This window comes from Kribbella sp. NPDC026596 (assembly GCF_040638415.1).
In the GTDB taxonomy this organism is placed as follows: Bacteria; Actinomycetota; Actinomycetes; order Propionibacteriales; family Kribbellaceae; genus Kribbella.
The window spans coordinates 111,590-125,784 of record NZ_JBEZYF010000009.1 but is presented as its reverse complement, the minus strand read 5'-3'; the positions used below and the strand labels follow the sequence as shown (position 1 = coordinate 125,784).

The window sequence follows — 14,195 nt, the reverse complement described above, 5'->3', positions numbered from 1 at the left end:
GGTGACCGGCCGCTCGGCCGGTCACCGTCCAGCGGAGGTGCCACATGAGAACCGACATCCTGACCGTCCCCGGCGCGAGGTTGTATTACGAGGTCCGCGGGGCCGGGCCTGTCCTGCTTTTGGTGTGCGGCGGGGTCTACGACGCCGCTGGGTACGCCGATCTGGCCGAGCACTTCGCCGATCGGTACGCGGTGGTGACCTACGACCGGCGGGGTAACTCCCGCAGTCCGCTGACTGGTCCGCCCGAGCGGCAGAGCATCGAGGTCCACAGCGACGACGCCGCGCGGGTGCTCGCGGCGGTAGGCGTCACCGCGGACGAACCGGCCGAGATCTTCGGCAACAGTTCGGGCGCGATCATCGCGCTCGACCTGGTCGCCCGTCACCCCGAGCTGGTCCGCACAGTCGTCGCCCACGAACCGCCGTTGTTCGAGCTGCTGGCCGACCGCGACCACTGGCGCAAGATGATCCGATCAGTCGAAGAAGCCTTCCAGTCCGCCGGCCCGTGGGCCGCCCTGGAAACCCTGAACGCCGGCTTCGCCGCCGACCGTGCAGGAGATGAGGGACCGAAGACAGAAGGTGACCGTCCGCCGGGGCCGGATGCTGAGGCTGATGCGGAGACCGTGGCGCGGATGCAGGCGAACTTCGCGTTCTTCGTGGGCTACGAAGTGCCGCCGTTTGCGGCGTACGAGCCGGACCTCGCGGCGCTCGCAGCGGCGCCGACGCGCGTGGTACCGGCTGTGGGTGAGGGGTCGGACGGCGAGCCCTGGGTGCGGGCCGCCGTCGTCCTGGCGGAGCGGCTGGGAACTGATCCTGTTGGGTTCCCTGGAGACCACGGTGGCTTCGGTAGCGAGCACCTGCAGTTCGCCGCCCAGCTGGACAAGATCCTCAGAGGGGCAGTGTGAGCAGGGGAGCGAGGCGCTCGCCGATCAGGCGGTCGCCCTCGGGCCCCGGGCACGCGACACACTCCTCGCGGCGCACAGCTCACCCATCCCGAGGGCGAGTATGACCCTGCGAGCCGTGCGCGGGCAAGGGTAGCGTCAGGTGGGGGAGCGAGGGGGAAGCGATGAGTCTCCTGCTGCGGCGTTGGGGTCGCGCGCTGATCGCCGCCGCATGTGTGGGCCTTGGGCTGGTCGCCGGTGGGTGTGCCTCGGACGCAGACCGAGCTGCGCGAGAGGTCGCTTCGTGGCCGTTGCGCGGCAACCTCGCCGATGACAGGCAACTCGTGGATGGCATGAATGGCCGACTCGACGCGGAGCGGCGCGAGCCCGGCAGGATGCTGATCGCGACTCGGGTCGAGGGTCTGACTCTGTTCGTGGCCGAGACCAAGTCCGGGAAAGGATCCTTCGTCGCGGTCTATGGCCGGACCGGAACGCCGGTACAGTCGATGCGCCTGGTCGACCTCGGCAAGCCGCCAGATGCGACAACGCTGTCGTTGGGGATCGACAACGCGGTGGCCAAGGTGGCGTTGGTGGTGCCGGCCCCGACTGTTACCCGCGTGGCGATCAAGGCCGGCGTGGATGCCGCCGGCCAGCCTGTCATGGTCGAGGTGCCGATTCGTGACGGAGTCGCCTCGCTGCCACTCAAGGGTCAGCGGCCGGCCAACATACTCATTGATCTGGAGGTCGATGGCCAGGCAGTGACCTCGGTACCGGAGCTGCAGGCGCTGGACGTCGACGATCCGGTGAAGGCGCAGCCGAACTTCAAGCCGGACTTGGAGGACGAACCGTCGGCTGAGGCGTACGAAAGAAACTATCTCGCTCTTGGAGCGTTTGTTGCCTTGGTCGCCCTGGGTGTGGCGGCGATCTGGGCCGCGGGCCGCACGAAGAACATCGCGAGCCATTCACGATGGTCTGTGCCCGCTCTGGCGGCAATCGGGCTGACTCTGGCTGCGCCGCTGGTTTGGGTTGCCGCGAGCCTGGCGATGTACTACCTGTCGGCTTCGGACCCGTCATTCGAGGCGCCCGCCTATTGGCTTCCGTTCGTGCCCGCGATCCTGGTCTGCGTCGCGGCGATCCGCTGCGCACACACGGGACTCCAGCAGGCGCGAGACCCGGCCCGCCGCCCGGCCCTGGCGCTATCTGCCGGCGCCACGGAGTTGGTCGTGGCATTCGCCTACCTCGTCGGCGTGCTGCTCGTAGTCGCCGGCGGCTTCTTCGCCCTGCTCAGCCTTGGGGGAGGTACGTTGAGTGGCGGCTGAAGACGCCAGCACTGTCAGGTGCTTCGTCGAAATGCATTGAGCGACCGAAGTCGTGAGACACCGACGATCACCTGCAGCGTGGCAGGCATGGAATTTTGACTTCCACGCCGCCTCGTCGTCACCGGCCCACCGAAGGCGGCAGCATCACCCACCCCCGATCCAGGCGACCGGGCTGTGGAGGCCGCGGTGCGACCGGGTGCTGCCCTCACCGGCCAGCGAGGACTTCAAGCTGTCCAGCACCGCCTCGACCCTGTGTGCCGGCGAATGGCTTCCCGGAACTACGGGAGAGTGTGGCCGGCGGCGGTGAAGAGGCGGTACCACTCCTCGCGGGTGAGGTCGATGGTGGCGCCGGCGGCGGATTCGCGGACTCGGCCGGGGTTGGTGGTGCCGATGACGACCTGCATGCGGGCGGGGTGGCGGGCGATCCAGGCGATGGCGATGGCCGTCGGGGTGGTGTTGTGGGTCTGGGCCAGCTCGTCGAGGGTGTCGTTGAGCTCGGGGTAGTTCTCGCGGTCGCCGAGGAAGACCCCGCCGGGTGGGGGCTTCTGCAACGAGCCCCAGGTCTGGATAGTGATGTCCTTCAGGCGGCTGTAGTCGAGTACGCCGAGATCCAGGTCGGCGGACTGGTCGAGCCCGGTGATGTTCGCAGCCAGGCCTTGGGCGACGAGGGCGGCGTTCGCGATGCTGAACTGCATCTGGTTGGCGACGAGCGGCTGCCGGACCGACTTGGCCAGCAGTTCCATCTGCGCGGGCGTGTGGTTCGAGACGCCGAACGCCCCGACCTTGCCGCTGCTGTGGAGCTCGTCGAACGCGGCAGCGACCTCGTCCGGCTCGACCAGGGTGTCCGGGCGATGGATCAGCAACAGGTCCAGATAGTCGGTCCGCAACGCTTTCAGCGACTGCTCGACACTCGACAGGATGTGTTCGCGCGAGGAGTCGAAGAAGCCGGCGCGGATGCCCACCTTGGACTGGATCGTGACCTGGTCGCGCTCCGCCGGCGGGACGGGTTGCGCGTCGCCGTACCGCTGCTCGCAGCCATGCGACCCGCCGTAGATGTCGGCGTGGTCGAACATCGTCACCCCGGCCTCACGTGCGGTACCGACCAGCTCCCGGATCTCCGCATCCGTGAGCTGCTTGATCCGCATCAGCCCCAGCACAACCCGGGACACGACCATCCCGGACCCGCCCAACTCAACCGTCTCCACAGCAGCCGTCCTTCTACTCGGGTGGGTTGCCGGTGAAATGTTCCGGCTTGACGAGGACCGCCGTACGACGGTCTGCCGCCATCGCGCGATCGTATTCCTCGAGGTCCGGGTGCACGCCGCCGGCCGCGTGGTAGATGTCGCGCAACAGCAATCGCAAACGCTCCGCGTCGATGCCGGGCAGGGCGTTGTCCGGCCCCGCGAGCTCGACCGAACCGCTGACGCCGACCCATTGCCAGCCCGCGCGGAAGACGAGCGTGGCCTGCGGGGATCGCCGTAGGTGGGCGAGCTTCGCCGTACCGCCGCGGGCGACGAGGGCGACGACCGGCTCGCCGGTGAGCGGATGGTCCAGCACGCCGGCGTTCACGACCGAGGCGGCCGGTTCGCCGGAGCGGCGTTGGGTGATGAGCACGGCGAGCCAGTGATCCTGACTGCCGAGCCGGGAAACAAGATCGAGTCCGCTACGAGTGTCCACCCCAGGACGCTAACGGATTCGGCCAGAGCTCGGGCTGGATGGCCGGGTCGGTGTAGTCGGGATCGGGGTTGTGCCCGACGAGCGTGTCGTTCGGGTGGGACGAGCCGGCGCGCCAACGGTTGTCACTCGGTTGCAGGTGGATGGCGAGAGACCGGCGTGGCGCCGTACTGCGGTTTGCCGAGCTGCCGTGGACCGTGCGGCAGTGGTGGAAGCTGACCTGCCCGCGACGCATCCGGGGTACGACGGGAGCCGGATCGAAGCCCTGGTCGACGATCGAGGCCTCGAGAGCGGAAACGTCCTGCGAGAAGAAGTCCAGCCCGGTCACGTCCCACCGATGACTCCCTGGCAGGAACGACACCGCACCGTTGACCTCGTCCACGTCATGGAATCCGACCCACGCGGTCAGCATGTCGTCCGACGTACAGGACTGCCAGTACTGCCGGTCCGTGTGCCAGCCCACCTGCGCCGAGCCGCCCACCGGCTTCCGCAGCAGCTGGTCGTGCCACAACCGGATCCCGTCCGCACCGGACAGCGCGGCCGCCGTCGCGCCGATCGCCGGATGCCGGACCAGCGCCGCGAGCTCGTCCACCCGCAGCGAGGAGTAGTCGTTCTTCCGGAGTACGTCGCCATCGGACGGCTGCCAGCCACGGGTCGCCGGCAGGTCCGGGAGGGCGTGGTCGTGATCGCCGGCGTAGAAGCGTTCCATCCCGCGCTCGGCCGCGTCGAGTACCTCGGGCGGCACGATCACCGGCGAGATCCAGTAGCCGTGTTCGCGGTAGAAGGCGATGTCGTCAGGTCCTGGGAGCATGCGAGAACCGTAGCCAGCCCGGTGGTCGGAAGCGTTGCCGTTGTTCAGGCGACTGGACACAATCTTCAGGTGTCTCTCACCCGGCCGAGCGGACTCCGCGCAGGCTTCCATGCCGACGTGCACGACCCGATCAGCGGTCTCGTGCATGCCGGTGAGCAGTGGGTCCCCGAGCAGTTCCTGATCGAGCCGCACGACCATCCGGTCTGGGAGATCTACCTGCAACTGCACGGCATCACGCACTGGGTGGCCGGTGCGGAGAGCTATGTCCTCCGGCCCGGCCACCTCTTCGCCGTACCGCCCAACGTCACCCACCATCTGGCCGGACGCTCGGGCAACCACCACTTCTACTTCGCCGCCATCGACCTGGACCCCGTCGTACGTCGCCAACCGCCGCTGGCGACGCCATGGCCGAAGACCGTGGTGCACCGGGAGGCGGGGGAGCTCGCTTACGCCTTCGCCCAACTGGTCCGCGAGGTCACCACGCGCTACGAGTACGCCGGAACCGGTCTGGCGCTCGCGGTCGACCATCTGGTGCTGGCGGTCGCGCGATCCATGACGCCGACCGCCGTACCGCAGCTCGCGATGCATCCGGCGGTGCGGACCGTGAAACGCCTTCTGGATCAGGAGTTTCACGAACGGTGGACACTCCGGCAGCTGGCCGATCGCGTCGGCCTCGCGCCGTCGTACCTGGCGGAGTTGTTCGCCGGCCAGCTGGGTCAGCCGCCGCATCGCTATCTCAACGAACGCCGGATCGATCGCGCCCGGCAGCTCCTCGACACCAGCGACGTGACCATCACCGCCCTCGCCCTCAGCCTGGGCTTCAGCTCGAGTCAGCATCTCGCCCGGGTCTTCCGTCAGCTGGCCGGGACCACGCCGACTGCCTACCGCTCGTCCTCGGCCGGCGGCAGCGTCGGGTAGTCGAGGATCGGGTAGAGCCCGACCGTGAAGCCGTAGGTGGTGTCGCCGGAGCGCGGCAGTTGGTCGAAGGCGTGGATGACCCGGTCGACCTCCTGCCAGAACTCGGCCGCGCGCTCCTCGGGGATCCGGGCATGCCGGATGAACGATCGCATCTGCCCGGCCTCGTACGCCGACTTGGACTCGTCGGCGGCGACCTCGAAGTCGTTGAAGTCGTGCGGCAGCTGCCCGTCCTGCCCCTGGCGGCCGAGACCGACGTAGAACATCCGGGCGGCCCGGCCGTAGAACCGCTCCTCGATCGCCCGCACCCGCCGGGTCCGGACCACCTGCAGGATGCCGGCGTCGGTCAGCACCTTCACGTGGTGCGCGACCGTGCTCTTCGGGCGTTTGACCGCGATGGACAGCTCGGTCACGGTCGCGGCCCGCTCGTGCAGCAGGCCGAGGATCGTCGTCCGCAACGGGTCGCTGATCGCGCGGACCTGCTCCACCGTGGTCAGCTCGATGGTGTCCGCGAGGTCGTAATCGGGGACCGAACTGTTGATCGACATGATCCGAATAGACTAGCATCGCCGATTGTTCGAGATATTTGGATCATTGGAGCTGATGATGGCCGAGGTTGTGCTGTACCACCATGCTCAGGGACTGACCGACGGGGTGAAGTCGTTCGCCGACGAGCTACGTCAGGCGGGCCACACCGTTCACACGCCCGACCTCTACGAGGGCCGGACGTTCGGCACCCTCGAGGAGGGGATCGGGTACGCGAAGGAGACCGGCTTCGGGGTGATCCTCGACCGCGGCCTCAAGGCCGGCGAGGGATTCTCCGACAGTGTCGTCTATATCGGGCACTCGCTCGGCGTGATGCCCGCGCAGCAGCTCACGCAGACGCGCCCGGGGGCGAAGGGTGCCGTGTTCCTCTACTCGTGCCTGCCGGTGTCCGAGTTCGGCTCGTGGCCGGCCGGCGTACCCGTGCAGATCCACGGCATGGACGGCGACCCGTTCTTTGCCGACGAGGGTGATCTGGACGCGGCCCGGGAGCTGGTCGCATCCACCGATCGGGCCGAGCTGTTCCTCTACCCCGGCAAGGACCACCTCTTCGCCGACGCCTCACTTCCGGCGTACGACGAAGCGGCGGCCGCACTGCTGACGCGCCGCGTGCTCACCTTCCTCGGCGCGCTCGAGGCGTGAGGGGCGGAGCTACAGGGCGTGGAGTTTGGTGAAGGGGGCCTGGATGCGCATCAGCTTGCCGGCGCCGAAGTCGACGACGACCGCGTAACCGCCGTCGACCGAGCTGATCCGGCCTAGGCCTTCTCTGTCGTGGGACACTCGCTGCCCGACCTCGAAGACTTTGACCGGGTCCGGCACGCGGGGTTTGAAGGGGCTCGTGGACAGATGACGACGCGTCGTCCCGCGGAAGGATTCCATCAGGTCTCCAGTATGCGCCACATCGGCGTGACGTGAACCGGCCAGGTGGTGTCCGCTTGATGCCAAGCAGCCGCACCCGGCCGGTGTCGACGTCGTCAGGCGCGCGCGGCCTCGGCTTCCAAGACCGGTGAGTCCGCGCCGCGGCTGGTCGGGATGAAGGAAGCGATCGCGAGGGCGGTCAATGCGGCGCCGGCGCCGATCAGGAGCACGACGCGGAAGCCGGTCTGCGACGGCAACGTGTAGCCGCCGAGGCTGATGGTCAGCTGGGCCAGGATGACCCCGGCGACCGCGCTGGACACCGAGGTGCCGATCGACCGCATCAGCGTGTTGAGGCTGTTCGCGGCCGCGGTCTCCGAGACCGGTACGGCGGCCATGATCAGCGCGGGCATCGCGCCGTACGCGAGGCCGATGCCCGCGCCGATCAGCAGCGAGACCAGGACGAGCTCCCAGACCGAACTCATCAGCACACTGCCCACGCCGTACCCGGCCGCGACGACGACGGCGCCGAGCATCAGCGTGACCTTCGGGCCGCGGGTCTTGGAGATCTTCGCCGAGAACGGCGCGGTGATCAGCATGACCAGGCCGGACGGGCCCATCACCAGACCGGAGGCCAGCATCGACTGGCCGAGGCCGAACCCGGTTGCCTTCGGCATTTGCAGCAACTGCGGAAGGACCAGCGACATCGCGAACATCGCGAACCCGAACACCATCGAGGCCAGGTTGGTCAGCAGCACCTGCGGGCGGGTCGTCGTCCGCAGGTCGACCAGCGGCTCGTCGGTACGGCGTTCCCACCAGCCCCACGCGAGCAGCGCGGCGACCGCGAGCGCGAACAGACCGAGGGTCCGGCCACCGGTCCAGCCCCAGTCGGCACCTTGAGAGATTGCCAACAGCGACGAAATCAGGCCGACCGACAGTCCGACCCCACCGAGTACGTCGAACCGGCCGCCGGAGCGGACCGATGACTCGGGAACGAAGCGCAGAACGAGGACCAAGACGATCGCGCCGAGGGCGGCCGACAGCCAGAACAGCGTGTGCCAGTTGAAGTTCTCGGCCAGTAGCGCGGCCGCCGGCAGACCGAGCGCACCACCGACACCGAGTGACGCGCTCATCTGCGCGGTCGCCGTACCGAGCTTCTCCGACGGGAGCTCGTCACGCATGATGCTGATGCCCAGCGGGATCACGCCGGCCGCCAGGCCCTGCAGCGCACGGCCGGCGATCATCGGCACGAGCGAGCTGCTCAGCGCGGCGACGACCGAGCCGGTGATCAGCATCCCGATGCTGATCAGGAGCATCCGGCGCTTGCCGTACATGTCGCCGAGCCGGCCCATGATCGGCGTCGCGACCGCGGCAGCGAGCAGGGTGGCGGTGATCGCCCAGGCGGTCCCGGCGGCCGAGGCGTGCAGCAGCTTCGGCAATTCCGGGACGAGCGGGATCACCAGGGTCTGCATCAGCGCGACCGTGATGCCGGCCGAGGCGAGCACCGGTACGACGGCACCGGTGCGCGCAGGCGCTGGTGGTGCCCCAGCTTCAGACGCAGCCGAGGTAGGAGCAGCGGACATCACGAGCCTCCGACGAACTAGATAGTTGGTTTGTGCAACTAGACTTTAAGTCAGGCAGTTGACTTAAACAAGTCCATCGGGCAAACTGTGAGCGGTGATGATGATGGCGAAGGAAGTCCGGACCGAGCGGGTCAACCAGACCCGGGAGCTGATCATGGCCACTGCGGAGCGGATGTTCGCCGAGCGCGGCGTGCACGAGGTGTCGAACCGGCAGATCAGCGAGGCAGCCGGGCAGGGCAACAACACGGCGGTCGGCTACCACTTCGGGACCAAAGCCGATCTGATCCGGGCGATCGTGCGCAAGCACTCCGAGCCGATCGAGGCGCGACGGCGGGAGTTGCTGGCCGAGCTCGGCCCGCGGCCGGACGTGCGGGACTGGGTCACCTGCCTGGTCCGGTCGGCTACCGATCACATGGGCAGCCTCGGCACGCCCAGTTGGCTGGCCCGGTTCAGCGCGCAACTGATGACCGATCCGTCCTTGCGGGAGATCCAGATCGAGGAATCGCTGACGTCGCCGACGCTGCAACAGATTCTCGAAGGGCTCAACGAGTGCCTGGCCGAGCTGCCGTTGCCGGTGCGACTCGAACGCGGCGACATGGCACGCCACCTGATCATCCAGATGACCGCGGAGTTCGAACGCGCTCAGGCTGACGGAACGCCCACCGCACGAGCGACCTGGCGCGAGATGGCCGACGGACTCATCGACGGCATCGTCGGTCTGTGGACCGCACCGGTGATTACCTGAGTGTTCTCGCGCTCCCGAGTAGAGTGCGGGAGATGATCAATGGTGCGCATGTGATCATCTACAGCCGGGATGCCGAGGCGGATCGGGACTTCTTCCGGGACGTGCTGGAGTATCCGCACGTTGACACCGGCCATGGCTGGTTGATCTTCAAGCTGCCGCCGGCCGAGGTGGCGATGCATCCGGCCGACGAGGAGTCGCACGAGCTGTTCCTGATGTGCGACGACCTCCAGCGAACCGTCGCCGAGCTGACCGCGCGGGGAGTGGAGTTCGTCAAGCCGGTAGCGGAAGAGCGCTGGGGTCTGGTGACGTCGATCCGGTTGCCCGGGGGTGGGGAGGTCGGCCTCTACCAGCCGCTGCACCAGACGGCGTACGACCTCTGAGGTGATCCCGTTCAGCATCGAGGTGCCGGATGCGGAGCTCGATGACCTGCGGGAGCGGCTGCGGCGGGTTCGTTGGCCCCGGCAACTGCCTGGGGACGGGTGGGATCGTGGGGTGCCGGTGGATTATCTGCGCGGGGTGGTCGATCGTTGGCTGGCCTATGACTGGCGGGTGTGGGAAGCGCGGCTCAACAAGTATCCGCAGTTCACGACGCGGATCGACGAGCAGACGATTCACTTCCTGCATGTTCGGTCGCCCGAGGTTGATGCACTGCCGCTGATCTTGACGCACGGTTGGCCCGGGTCGATTGCCGAGTTCCTGCCGATTCTCGGTCCGCTCACGGACCCGGCGGCGTACGGCGGGGATGCGCGGGATGCCTTTCACGTTGTGGCGCCGTCCGTGCCGGGGCACGGGTTCTCGGTGCCGTTGGAGTCCGCGGGATGGAACCACGGGCGGATCGCTCGAGCCTGGGTCGAGCTGATGAGCCGGCTCGGTTATCAGCGGTACGGCGCTCAGGGCGGCGACACCGGATCCGTCGTGTCACCCCTGCTCGGGCAGATCGATCCGGCGCACGTGATCGGCGTACATATCAATGGTGGCTTGGCGTATCCGGCGATCGAGCCCGGTGATCTCGAGCAGCTCACTGACCTCGAACGCGGGCGGCTCCAAGCTGCCGAGCGGCTGCGTGCGGTCGGGACCGGGTACGCCGAGCTGCAGGCGACGCGGCCGCAGACCGTGTCGTACGGGTTGAGCGATTCGCCGGTGGGGCAGTTGGCCTGGATCCTCGAGAAGTTCTGGGAGTGGACCGATCCGGCGCATGGGCTGCCCGAGGACGCGGTCGAGCTCGATCACCTGTTGACCGATGCAAGCATCTACTGGTTCACGAACACGAGCGCGTCCTCGGCCAACCTGTACTACGAGAATCGCACCACGGCTGACGACCTCGGGCCGGGCGTGCCCACCGGTGTCGCGGTGTTTCCAACGGATCCCGCGATCCGGCGGGTGCTAGATCGCCGGCACCGGATCGTGCACTGGTCGGAGTTCACCCGTGGCGGGCATTTCGCCGCGCTCGAGGCGCCGGACCTGCTCGTCGACGACATCCGCGCGTTCTTCCGGCTGGTCCGGTAGGCGCGCCGGTACGGAGAACTCGAGGAGCGTGCCCTCGCGCTGCACCGTTGCCTCGGGCCAGCGGCGGCGGATCATCCGGATCGTCCGGTCGTTGGCCGCGCCGACCATGAACAGGAAGCGCGTGGCGCCGGCCGCGATGGCGTCCGCGGCCGCGATCGACAGCATCCGGATCCCGAGCCCGCGCCCCTGCTCGGGTTCGCTGATGATCGCCGCCAGCTCGGCAGCGGAATCGCCCGGAGCCCAGGCCCACATCGCGTGGCCGACGATCGCGTTCGCGCGGGTCGCGACGAACGCGTCGCCGGTCGGGCACAGCATCCGCAGCAGGAGTGCGGGCCGGGGCGGCCGGCCGATGGCGGTCTGGAACCGGAAGTAGAGGCTGACGTCGGTCAGCCCCGTGAGCATCCGCGCCAGCTCGTCCGTGTCGGCTTCACCGGCACGGCGGACGAGCGGCGTACTCATCGGCGTCGGCACCGGTCGCGACGCCCGCGCCCGGTCCGTTGTCTGAGTCTGGTTCACGGATTCAGCCTGACTCGGCTTGGCTAAGTCTGTCAAGCGGACTTATCCTGACGCTATGACTGAGCAGGTGCCCGAGGCGATGCGCTGGTCGACCGAGAACTGCACGATCTCGCGGACGATGCAGATCCTCGGCGACAAATGGACGTTCCACGTGCTGCGCGAGCTGTTCGTCGGCGTCCGGCGGTTCGAGGACATCCGGGCCCGGGCCGGGATTCCGCGGCAGGTGCTGACCGAGCGCCTCGCGGCCCTGATCGAACGCGGCTTGCTGCGCCGCCAGCCGTACCGCCTGCCCGGCCAGCGCGAGCGGTTCGAGTACCGCCTCACCGAGGCCGGACTGGCGCTGTATCCGGTCCTCGTCGCGATGATCCAATGGGGCGACGAGTACCTTCCGCTCGACGGCGGCCCGCCGATCGAGCCCCGCCATCGCGGCGACTGCAACGAGCGCGTGCACGTCGTCCTGCAGTGCGAAGCCGGCCACGAACCGACACCGCGTGAAGTCGCGATCCGCCCCGGACCGGGCGCACAACTCCGCGCACTGGCGGGCTGACCGCTAAATGGCGTCGATAGCTTCGCGGAGGATGCGGTCGGTCTCGCGGGGCTGAGCCGCGGTGATGGAGAGTGCGTCCATCGTGACGACGTACGCGTCGAGGTCTTCGCGCTTGTCCAGGTAGACGGCGCTGGTCAGATGCTCGATGTAGACGATGTCCGGCAGGTCGGTGTCGTTGAAGCGCAGCAGCGTGAAGGCGCCGCCGGTCGCGGTATAGCCGCCCTTGTCGAACGGGATGATCTGCAGCGTGACGTTGTGCCGCTTCGATGCCTCGATCAGGAACTCCAGTTGTGTCTTCAGCACCGCCTTGCCGCCGATCGGCCGGCGCAGTACGGCCTCGTCGACGACTGCCCAGAGCCGGGCCGGTCGCGGCCTGGTGAGCACCTGCTGACGGCCCATGCGCAAGGTGACCAGACGCTCCTGCTCCGAGCGTGCCAGCGGCCGGTCCTGCCGGCCGAGCTGGACCACGGCCCGGGCGTAGTCGGGGGTCTGCAACAGGCCGGGGATGAACTGGAGCTCGAAGGTCCGGACCAGGTCCGCGGCCATCTCCAGGCCGAGGTAGGAGTGGAACCAGTTCGGCGTCAGGTCGTCGTACCGCTGCCACCAGCCCGGGTTGTTGGCGTCCCGGGCCAGGTTGAGCAGACGTTCGCGTTCCTCGCCGTCCTTGAGCTTGTAGAGCGTGAGCAGGTCGTCGACGTCGCGGACCTTGAAACCGACCCGGCCGAGCTCGAGCCGGCTGATCTTGGACTCCGAGCCACGGATCGCCCAGCCCGCGTCGGTCCGGGTGATCCCGGCCTCCTCACGCAGCCGGCGCAGGTGTACGCCGAGCATGATCCGCAGGGCGGTTGGGCCGCCGTACGTGCCCGGTTCCGTCACGCCTCGCCTCCCAGCAGCACTGTGTCCCTGTGCAAGCAGTAGATCATTTCACAACAGATTGTGAACGCGTCCAGCCGGACGCGCATACACGACGTGTTCACCGGCCCCTACTGTCAGTAGAGTCGGAGCCACAGTCATCCCGACCCTCTGCGAGGCCCACTGATGCCCGATGCCACCAAGGCACCCAGTTCGATCCCGGTGGGCGTGGACACCACCCGAGCGAGTATCGCCCGGGTGTACGACGCCGCCCTGAACGGCAAGGACAACTTCGAGATCGACCGCGAGGTGCTCCGCCAGGTCGCCACCGTGGCGCCCCAGGTCAACGACCTGGCCTGGTCGAACCGGAACTTCCTGATCCGGGCCTGCCGGTTCCTGGCCGGCCAGGCGGGCATCACGCAGTACCTGGACTGTGGTTCCGGGCTGCCGACCGCGGAGAACACCCACCAGGTCGTGCAGCGGCTGCAGCCGGAGGCGAAGGTTCTCTACATCGACAACGATCCGGTGGTGCTCGCGCACGGCCGGGCGCTGCTGGAGGAGAACGAGAACACGCGGTTCGTCAGCGCGGACATCTTCGACCCCGACGACGTGCTGAGCCTGTCCGAGGTGAACGACTTCCTCGACTTCAGCCAGCCGATCGCCGTCATCCAGAACGGCACGCTGCACCACTACGTCGGCGACGACGGTCCGCAGATCATGAAGAAGTATGTCGACGCCGTGGTGCCGGGGTCGTACACGGTGGTCGCGCACTTCTTCGACCCGGAGACGCCGGAGCACTCCGAGATCGCCCGGATGATGGAGGACAAGTTCGTCCACAGCCCAATGGGCAGTGGCGTCTTCCGCACCCGCGATCAGCTGCTCGAGCTGTTCCCCGACCAGGAGCTGATCCCGCCGGGCCTGGCGCTCTGCGACGACTGGTGGCCGGACGGCCCCCGGGTCAAGCCCCTCAACCAGGTCGAGGAGTGCATCGCCGGAGCCGTCGGCCGCAAACTCTGATCGATCGCGTACGACGATGCGCCCGGGACCACTGTGGTCCCGGGCGCACCCGTTTCAGGCCGGCGTGGTCCAGCGCTGGGCCGCCGAGTTATTGCATGCGGCAACAGTCACCTGGTTGCCCAGGGCACCTGGTGCGGTCAGGCACAACCCGTTCGCGCGGATGGTGCCGTCACCTGGCTACGCGTAGGTGTGACCGGCGACTGGTCGAGGCGGCAACTACCGCCGGTGCCGTCCTCCTGGAACTGAATGCAATACGTGCCGGCGTCGCCGACGCGCCAGGCGGTCGAGTTCCACAGGGAGTAGATGAACATGCCGACCCCGTCGCGATGCGTCTGGATGCCGGTGTACCCGCCGACAGCGGCGGCGGTGAAGCTGAACTGGTTGGCCCAGTAGACGTTCGCCTTGCCGCGGCGTTGTCCAGAGGTGAGCGCTTG

The 14,195-nt window shown here is 68.1% G+C and carries 16 protein-coding genes and 1 pseudogene; 9 read left to right on the top strand and 8 right to left on the bottom strand.

The annotated features are described in order from the left end of the window. The first annotated feature begins 44 nt into the window (after nucleotides 1–44). Complete coding sequence (locus tag AB0E63_RS10155; protein ID WP_360363844.1) at nucleotides 45–902, top strand: alpha/beta fold hydrolase; 858 nt, start codon at nucleotides 45–47, stop codon at nucleotides 900–902. 287 nt (nucleotides 903–1,189) lie between these two features. After that, the gene (locus AB0E63_RS10150) at nucleotides 1,190–2,197 is read left to right on the top strand and encodes a hypothetical protein (protein ID WP_360363842.1); all 1,008 of its coding nucleotides are present in this window, start codon (nucleotides 1,190–1,192) and stop codon (nucleotides 2,195–2,197) included. A gap of 278 nt (nucleotides 2,198–2,475) precedes the next feature. Here the strand turns inward: AB0E63_RS10150 and AB0E63_RS10145 are convergent, their stop codons facing one another. From AB0E63_RS10145 to AB0E63_RS10135, 3 genes are read right to left on the bottom strand one after another with little or no spacing between them, the layout of a single operon-like run. Continuing rightward, a complete protein-coding gene (locus AB0E63_RS10145) occupies nucleotides 2,476–3,402 on the bottom strand; it encodes an aldo/keto reductase (RefSeq protein WP_360363840.1) in 927 nt (308 codons plus the stop codon). A 13-nt stretch (nucleotides 3,403–3,415) separates the two neighbouring features. After that, entirely contained in the window at nucleotides 3,416–3,874 is a 459-nt protein-coding gene (locus AB0E63_RS10140; RefSeq protein ID WP_360363838.1) for a pyridoxamine 5'-phosphate oxidase, read from the bottom strand. Beyond that, nucleotides 3,861–4,682: a phytanoyl-CoA dioxygenase family protein gene (locus tag AB0E63_RS10135; RefSeq protein ID WP_360363836.1), complete on the bottom strand. Its 822-nt coding sequence runs from the start codon at nucleotides 4,680–4,682 to the stop codon at nucleotides 3,861–3,863. Before AB0E63_RS10135 ends, AB0E63_RS10140 begins: the two co-directional genes overlap by 14 nt. Before the next feature lie 69 nt (nucleotides 4,683–4,751). Here AB0E63_RS10135 and AB0E63_RS10130 point away from each other — a divergent pair, with 69 nt between their 5' ends. Then, nucleotides 4,752–5,600 (top strand): helix-turn-helix domain-containing protein, encoded by an 849-nt coding sequence (locus AB0E63_RS10130; RefSeq protein WP_360363834.1) that lies wholly within the window; start codon nucleotides 4,752–4,754, stop codon nucleotides 5,598–5,600. On the opposite strand, the gene AB0E63_RS10125 is transcribed toward AB0E63_RS10130, so the two are convergent. Further along, nucleotides 5,564–6,145, bottom strand: coding sequence for a winged helix-turn-helix domain-containing protein (locus tag AB0E63_RS10125; RefSeq protein ID WP_360363832.1), 582 nt, complete (start codon nucleotides 6,143–6,145; stop codon nucleotides 5,564–5,566). The genes AB0E63_RS10130 and AB0E63_RS10125 overlap by 37 nt on opposite strands. A 58-nt stretch (nucleotides 6,146–6,203) precedes the next feature. Between AB0E63_RS10125 and AB0E63_RS10120 the strand changes: the two genes are divergently transcribed. Continuing rightward, a complete protein-coding gene (locus tag AB0E63_RS10120; protein WP_360363830.1) occupies nucleotides 6,204–6,782 on the top strand; it encodes a dienelactone hydrolase family protein in 579 nt (192 codons plus the stop codon). Nucleotides 6,783–6,791: 9 nt separating this feature from the next. Here the strand turns inward: AB0E63_RS10120 and AB0E63_RS10115 are convergent, their stop codons facing one another. Continuing rightward, a complete protein-coding gene (locus tag AB0E63_RS10115; RefSeq protein ID WP_360363829.1) occupies nucleotides 6,792–7,019 on the bottom strand; it encodes a hypothetical protein in 228 nt (75 codons plus the stop codon). Between the two features lie 95 nt (nucleotides 7,020–7,114). Continuing rightward, entirely contained in the window at nucleotides 7,115–8,578 is a 1,464-nt protein-coding gene (locus AB0E63_RS10110) for an MFS transporter (protein ID WP_360363827.1), read from the bottom strand. 103 nt (nucleotides 8,579–8,681) lie between these two features. On the opposite strand from AB0E63_RS10110, the gene AB0E63_RS10105 reads away from it, so the two are divergent. The 3 genes from AB0E63_RS10105 to AB0E63_RS10095 are packed head-to-tail and all read left to right on the top strand — an operon-like array spanning nucleotide 8,682 to nucleotide 10,829. After that, nucleotides 8,682–9,323: a TetR/AcrR family transcriptional regulator gene (locus AB0E63_RS10105; RefSeq protein ID WP_360363825.1), complete on the top strand. Its 642-nt coding sequence runs from the start codon at nucleotides 8,682–8,684 to the stop codon at nucleotides 9,321–9,323. 32 nt (nucleotides 9,324–9,355) lie between these two features. Next, complete coding sequence (locus AB0E63_RS10100) at nucleotides 9,356–9,703, top strand: VOC family protein (RefSeq protein ID WP_360363823.1); 348 nt, start codon at nucleotides 9,356–9,358, stop codon at nucleotides 9,701–9,703. Between the two features lies 1 nt (nucleotide 9,704). Beyond that, nucleotides 9,705–10,829, top strand: a complete 1,125-nt coding sequence (locus AB0E63_RS10095; RefSeq protein WP_360363821.1) for an epoxide hydrolase family protein — start codon at nucleotides 9,705–9,707, stop codon at nucleotides 10,827–10,829. 78 nt (nucleotides 10,830–10,907) lie between these two features. On the opposite strand, the pseudogene AB0E63_RS10090 reads toward AB0E63_RS10095, so the two are convergent. Further along, a pseudogene (locus AB0E63_RS10090) lies at nucleotides 10,908–11,144 on the bottom strand (GNAT family N-acetyltransferase); the annotation flags it as partial. A 256-nt stretch (nucleotides 11,145–11,400) separates the two neighbouring features. Between AB0E63_RS10090 and AB0E63_RS10085 the strand changes: the two are divergent. Further along, nucleotides 11,401–11,892, top strand: a complete 492-nt coding sequence (locus AB0E63_RS10085) for a helix-turn-helix domain-containing protein (protein ID WP_360363819.1) — start codon at nucleotides 11,401–11,403, stop codon at nucleotides 11,890–11,892. Between the two features lie 3 nt (nucleotides 11,893–11,895). Here the strand turns inward: AB0E63_RS10085 and AB0E63_RS10080 are convergent, their stop codons facing one another. Next, nucleotides 11,896–12,768, bottom strand: coding sequence for a helix-turn-helix transcriptional regulator (locus AB0E63_RS10080; protein ID WP_360363817.1), 873 nt, complete (start codon nucleotides 12,766–12,768; stop codon nucleotides 11,896–11,898). A 162-nt stretch (nucleotides 12,769–12,930) separates the two neighbouring features. Between AB0E63_RS10080 and AB0E63_RS10075 the strand changes: the two genes are divergently transcribed. Beyond that, nucleotides 12,931–13,761, top strand: a complete 831-nt coding sequence (locus AB0E63_RS10075; RefSeq protein ID WP_360363815.1) for an SAM-dependent methyltransferase — start codon at nucleotides 12,931–12,933, stop codon at nucleotides 13,759–13,761. Nucleotides 13,762–14,195 lie beyond the last annotated feature (434 nt).